6 protein-coding genes and 1 riboswitch are annotated in these 5,384 nt (G+C 65.8%); of the genes, 2 read left to right on the forward strand and 4 right to left on the reverse strand.

What is annotated here, in order from left to right:
- Positions 1 to 87 precede the first annotated feature (87 nt).
- From ADK28_RS03300 to ADK28_RS03315, 4 genes are read right to left on the reverse strand one after another with little or no spacing between them, the layout of a single operon-like run.
- On the reverse strand, positions 88 to 1,023 hold the full coding sequence (locus ADK28_RS03300; RefSeq protein ID WP_033639928.1) for an ABC transporter substrate-binding protein: 936 nt from the start codon (positions 1,021 to 1,023) through the stop codon (positions 88 to 90).
- A gap of 35 nt (positions 1,024 to 1,058) precedes the next feature.
- Positions 1,059 to 1,826 carry an ABC transporter permease gene (locus ADK28_RS03305; RefSeq protein WP_048794879.1) on the reverse strand — a complete coding sequence of 256 codons (768 nt, stop codon included), beginning with the start codon at positions 1,824 to 1,826 and terminating at the stop codon, positions 1,059 to 1,061.
- Positions 1,823 to 2,563, reverse strand: coding sequence for an ABC transporter ATP-binding protein (locus ADK28_RS03310; RefSeq protein ID WP_048794880.1), 741 nt, complete (start codon positions 2,561 to 2,563; stop codon positions 1,823 to 1,825). The genes ADK28_RS03305 and ADK28_RS03310 overlap by 4 nt, the downstream gene beginning before the upstream one ends.
- Complete coding sequence (locus ADK28_RS03315; protein ID WP_033639931.1) at positions 2,560 to 3,243, reverse strand: TenA family protein; 684 nt, start codon at positions 3,241 to 3,243, stop codon at positions 2,560 to 2,562. Before ADK28_RS03315 ends, ADK28_RS03310 begins: the two co-directional genes overlap by 4 nt.
- 62 nt (positions 3,244 to 3,305) lie before the next feature.
- Positions 3,306 to 3,408: riboswitch (TPP riboswitch) on the reverse strand.
- A gap of 149 nt (positions 3,409 to 3,557) precedes the next feature.
- On the opposite strand from ADK28_RS03315, the gene ADK28_RS03320 reads away from it, so the two are divergent.
- Entirely contained in the window at positions 3,558 to 4,580 is a 1,023-nt protein-coding gene (locus tag ADK28_RS03320) for an LLM class flavin-dependent oxidoreductase (protein WP_033639932.1), read from the forward strand.
- A 13-nt stretch (positions 4,581 to 4,593) separates the two neighbouring features.
- Positions 4,594 to 5,328 (forward strand): SDR family NAD(P)-dependent oxidoreductase, encoded by a 735-nt coding sequence (locus tag ADK28_RS03325; RefSeq protein ID WP_048794881.1) that lies wholly within the window; start codon positions 4,594 to 4,596, stop codon positions 5,326 to 5,328.
- Positions 5,329 to 5,384 lie beyond the last annotated feature (56 nt).

The raw sequence follows: 5,384 nt of genomic DNA on the forward strand, positions 1-5,384 counted from the left end.
TGCAAGGCCAACGGGCTGGTGAAGGCGGCCTTGCAGCGCAGCGGCCAGGGCGAGGTGACGGTGGCGCCGCCGGCCGCCTCGGCGTGATCAGTTCAGCTCCACCGCGTACTGTTCCACCGGGGTGATTTTCTTGATCAGCTTGTTGTCGAACAGGAACTGTTCGTAAGCCTGGTAGCGGGCGCGATCCAACTTGGCCGGATCGCGCGCGAACAGCGGCAGGCTGGCTTGCCACGCCTGTTTGTTCAGCTCGGTATTCAGCTCCGGGTGCGCCTTGGCGAACGCCAGCCAGGTGTCCTGCGGGTGCGCGTGCAGGTAGTCGCTGCCTTGCTTCAGCGCGGCGAGGAATTTGCGGATTTTCGGCTCGTTCACCGCATCGCGGTTGGCGACGATGATCAGCTCGTCGTAGGCCGGCACGCCGTAATCTTCGACGTTGAACACCACCGGTTCTTTACCTTGCAGCTTCAGCTCCAGCGCTTCGATGTTGCGGTAGCCGCCGATCACCGCATCGACCTGGCCCGCCAGCAGGGCGCTGGTCAGCTGGAAGTTGACGTTGATAAGCTTGATGTCCTGCGGCTTGAGGCGCTCGTGTTCGACCATGGTGGCCAGCGTCGCCTGTTCGATGCCGCTGACCGAGTAACCTACCGTTTTGCCCTTGAGATCCGCCGGCGAGGTGATGTTTTTATCCAGCGCGATCACCGTATTCAGCGGCGTGTTGATCAGCGTGCCGACGCGCATCAACGGCAGACCCTGATCGGCGAAGAAGTGCAACTGCGGTTGATAGGTGATGGCGAGGTCGGCCTGTTTGGCGGCCACCAGCCGCGGCGGCAGCGCCGGATCGGACGGCGGCACGATCTTGACGTCCAGCCCTGCGGCCTTGAAGGCGCCGATCTGCTCGGCCACCATAATCGGCGCGTGATCCGGGTTGATGTACCAGTCGAGCACCAGCGTCAGCTTGTCGGCCGCGCCGGCCTGGCCGGTGAGGGCGGCGCCCAGCAGCAGCCCGCAAACGGTTTGTTTGATCATGGTCGTTCCTTTATCCCTGGTTATGGTTGCAATCATCAGTCGTTTTCCGGCGCCCAGGCGATCAGGCGCCGCAGCAGCGCATCCACCGCGGCCCACAGCAGCACGGTCATCAGCACCAAAATAAACAGCGCGGCGAAGCAGACGTCGGTCTGCATGCGCGCGTTGGCGTTCAGCATCACGTAGCCCAGCCCTTCGGCCGAGCCGACCCATTCGCCGATGATGGCGCCGATCGGCGCGACCGCGGCGGCCATGCGCAGGCCGGAGCCGAAGGCCGGCAGCGCCGCCATCAGCCGCACGTGCCGCAGCTGCGCCCAGCGCGAAGCGCGCATCGTGCGCGCCAGATCGAGATAGTCGTTGTTGACCCGGCGCAGCCCGTCAAAAAAGGCCGACACCACCGGAAAGAAGATCACCAGCACCGCCATCGCCACCTTGGCGCTCATGCCGAAGCCGAACCACAGCACCAGCAGCGGGGCCAGGGCGAACACCGGTATCGCCTGGCTGGTGAGCACCAGCGGCATCAGCCAGCGTTGCAGGCGCGGCGAGAAAATCATGCACAGCGCCAGCGCCGCGCCGAGCAACACGCCGAGCACCAGCCCGCTGACGATCTCCGAAGCGGTGACCAGCGTGTGCCAGGCGAGATAGCCGCGCCCGTCCCACAGCGCCTGCGCAACAGCGCCCGGCGTGGGCAGCAGAAAGGCCGGAATGCCGCTTTGCGTCGCCAGCCACCACAGCAGCAGCAGGCCGACGAACACCGTCAGCCCGCGCCGCAGGCGGGTGAGTCCACGCTCTTTGGCGATATTCATTGCACCGCCCTCACCAGTTGCTGCAGCAGCTCGGCCTGGCTTTTCAGCAGGTCGGCGTCATCCGGCGCGCGCGGCGGTAGCCCGCTGATGCGGTGAGTATCGTCGAGGCCCAGCGGCCAGGGAGACAGCACCAGCAGCCGGTGGCTCAGGCGGCAGGCTTCCATCGGATCGTGGGTGATCAACAGCACGGTATTTTGCGCCAGCAGCTCGGCGGCCAGGCTCTGGATCTCGGCGCGGGTAATGGCGTCCAGCGCGGAAAAAGGTTCGTCCATCAGCACGATCGGCTGGCGTTCGTAGAGCGTGCGGGCGATGGCGGCGCGCTGGCGCATGCCGCCGGACAGCGAGGCGGGCAGGCTGCGGCCATGCGCGGCCAGGCCTACGCGTTCGAGCAGGTGCGCCGTCCACGCCCGATCCGGCGCTTCGCCGCGCAGCCGCGAACCGAGGGCGACGTTCTCTTCAACGGTCAGCCACGGGTAGAGCAGGTCTTTTTGCCCCATGTAGGCGATGCGCCCGGCGATCGGCAGGCCGTCGCTGCCGGTCACCGAGCCTGAGCTGGCCTGCGCCAGGCCGGCGATGATCTTCAGCAGGCTGGTTTTTCCGGCGCCGCTGGCGCCGAGCAGGGCGACGAAGCTGCCGCCGGCGATGTCGAAGCTCAGCCGGTCGAAGACGATTTGCTGACCGAAACGCAGGCTGAGATCCCGCACCTGGATGCCGGGCGGGAGAAGCGGGGAGGTCATGAGGCGTTCAGCCCCATCTGCCAAAATGCCGACTCCAGCTGGGTGGCGGTGGTGAAAATCTGCGCCAGCTCGGTGAAGCGGCCCTGTGCGCCGCGCTGCTGACCAACGGTTTCCAGCAGTTCGATGGCGGCGCGCACGCCGGCCAGATAGCCCTCGTCGCCGTAGTTGCGGATCCAGGAGGCGTAAGGATTGCCCTCCATCTGAGTGGCGGGATCGTGCAGCAGCCGCAGGCCGATTTCGGCATAGCCGGCCACGCAGGGCAGCAGGCCGGCCAGCAGATCGAGGGCGTCGCCGGCATGGCCGATATCCAGCACGTAACGGGTGTAGTTCATGGTTTCCGCCGCTTCCGGCTGGGCGGCGATCTGCGCTTCGTTCAGCCCCCATTCGGCGCAGTAGGCCACGTGCAGCGGCAGTTCGGCGACGATGCCGTTGAGCGAGGCGGTGGCGGCGCGCATCTCCGGCAGAGTGCGCAGCTTGCTGACCAGCAGCGCGTAGGCGCGGGCGAAGTGCAGCAGAAACAGATAGTCCTGGGTCAGGTAGCGGCGAAAAGCGCGTTCAGGCAAGGTGCCGGCGGCCAGCTGCTGCAGAAACGGATGATCGACGTAATCTTGCCAGTGGCTGCCGGCATGGCGGCGCAGCCGGCCGTAAAGACCGCTTTCGAACAGGGTAGTGATGGACATGGGACCTCCTTGAGTCAGTGGAGATCCGGGCACGCTGGGGTATGAACAGGCAACGGGTGATCGCATTGTTGCCTAACCGTCCCTTCGCTGGCATGACCCAGATCAGGTTCAAAGGGTTCGGCTTGCGCCATCTCAGCCCGTAACAGGACACCCCTCGGAGCTGCTTGTTATACGACATTTGTTTTTTGATTACAATCGCCGGGCGGCGCGGCGGCAATCGGTTCGTTTAGTGCGATCGGGGGCGATTTTGCTGGCGCAGAGCGCGCGGTTTTTGTCACTGTAGGCCCATGTTTTGCCTCTGAGGATGATGCCCGATGAAAAAAATTGGTTTTCTCTCGTTTGGCCACTGGTCGCCTTCCGCCCAGTCCGGCACCCGTTCCGCAGCGGATGCGCTGCTGCAGTCCATCGATCTGGCGGTCGCCGCCGAAGATCTGGGGGCGGACGGCGCCTATTTTCGCGTGCACCACTTCGCGCGCCAGCTGGGATCGCCGTTCCCGCTGTTGGCCGCCATCGGCGCCAAAACCCAACGCATCGAGATCGGCACCGGCGTGATCGACATGCGTTATGAAAACCCGCTGTACATGGTGGAGGACGCCGGCGCGGCGGATCTGATCGCCGGCGGGCGGCTGCAGCTCGGCATCAGCCGCGGTTCGCCGGAGCAGGTGATCGACGGCTGGCGTTATTTCGGCTATGCCCCGGCCGACGGCGAGACCGACGCGGACATGGCCCGCCGCCATACCGAAGTGTTCCTGGAAGCGCTGCGCGGTGAAGGGTTCGCCGAACCCAATCCGCAGCCGATGTTCCCGAATCCGCCTGGGCTGCTGCGGCCGGAGCCGTTTTCCGCCGGGCTGCGCGATCGCATCTGGTGGGGCGCCGGTTCGAACGCCACCGCTGTCTGGGCGGCGAAGCTGGGCATGCATCTGCAAAGCTCGACGCTCAAGAATGACGAGACCGGCGAGCCCTTCCACATCCAGCAGGCCAAGCAGATCCGCGCCTATCGCGCCGCCTGGCAAGAGGCGGGCCACCCGCACGAGCCGCGGGTTTCCGTGAGCCGCAGCATCTTCGCGCTGGTGGATCAGCGGGATCGCAACTACTTCGGCGGCGGCGGCAAGGAGGGCGATCAGCTGGGGTATATCGACGCGCAGACCCGGGCGATCTTCGGCCGCAGCTATGCCGCTGAGCCGGATGTGCTGATCGAGCAGCTGGCGCAGGACGAGGCCATCGCCGAAGCGGATACCTTGCTGCTGACCGTGCCTAACCAACTGGGCGTGGATTACAACGCACACGTCATCGAATCGATTTTAACCCATGTCGCGCCGGCGCTCGGCTGGCGCTAAACGGAGGAGTGGCATGTCACGCATTTTCATTACCGGCTCGGTCGACGGGCTGGGCCGCGCCGCCGCGCAAACGCTGTTGGACGAAGGGCATCAGGTGATCCTGCATGCGCGTGAGCCTGGCCGTTTGGCCGCGGTGCGCGATTTGCTGGATCGGGGCGCGCAGGCGGCGATCGGCGATCTGTCCGATGTGCAGCAGATCCGGCAGCTCGCCGAGCAGGTCAATCGCCTCGGCCGCCCGGACGCGGTGATCCACAATGCCGGCATGTTTACCGGACCGCAGGTGATGCCGGTGAACGTCATGGCGCCCTATCTGCTGACGGCCCTGATCGAACGCCCCAAGCGTATCGTCTACCTGAGCAGCAGCATGCATTTTGACGGCGTGGCGGAACTGAACGGCGTGGATTGGCTTGGCGGCGCCGCGGGCTCTTATTCGGACAGCAAGCTGTTCGTCACCGCGCTGGCCGCCGCCGTGGCGCGCCTGTGGCCTGACGTGATCAGCAGCGCGGTCGATCCCGGTTGGGTGCCGACCAAAATGGGCGGCGCGGACGCGCCCGACGATCTGGCGCTGGGGCATGTGACGCAGGCGTGGTTGGTGACCAGCGATGAACCGCAGGCCCTGGCGTCCGGCGGCTATTGGCACCACCAGCAGCGGTTTGAACCTCACGCGGCGGTGCACGATGAGGCGTTTCAAACGGCGCTGTTGGCGCAATTGGCGCGCGCCGGCGGGGCGCACCTGCCGCAGGCTTGATGGCCGTTCCTTACTGGCCCGCCGGTGATTAGCGGCGGGCTTTTTTATGCCCGCAG

Source organism: Serratia sp. 506_PEND (assembly GCF_001076875.1).
GTDB classification, from domain to species: Bacteria; Pseudomonadota; Gammaproteobacteria; order Enterobacterales; family Enterobacteriaceae; genus Serratia; species Serratia marcescens.

What these genes read in the sequence shown, in the direction of transcription:
- ADK28_RS03305 (WP_048794879.1), bottom strand. Translation starts at nt 1,826, where the DNA reads ATGAATATCGCCAAAGAGCGTGGACTCACCCGCCTGCGGCGCGGGCTG.
- ADK28_RS03315 (WP_033639931.1), bottom strand. Translation starts at nt 3,243, where the DNA reads ATGTCCATCACTACCCTGTTCGAAAGCGGTCTTTACGGCCGGCTGCGC.
- ADK28_RS03300 (WP_033639928.1), bottom strand. Translation starts at nt 1,023, where the DNA reads ATGATCAAACAAACCGTTTGCGGGCTGCTGCTGGGCGCCGCCCTCACC.
- ADK28_RS03320 (WP_033639932.1), top strand. Translation starts at nt 3,558, where the DNA reads ATGAAAAAAATTGGTTTTCTCTCGTTTGGCCACTGGTCGCCTTCCGCC.
- ADK28_RS03325 (WP_048794881.1), top strand. Translation starts at nt 4,594, where the DNA reads ATGTCACGCATTTTCATTACCGGCTCGGTCGACGGGCTGGGCCGCGCC.
- ADK28_RS03310 (WP_048794880.1), bottom strand. Translation starts at nt 2,563, where the DNA reads ATGACCTCCCCGCTTCTCCCGCCCGGCATCCAGGTGCGGGATCTCAGC.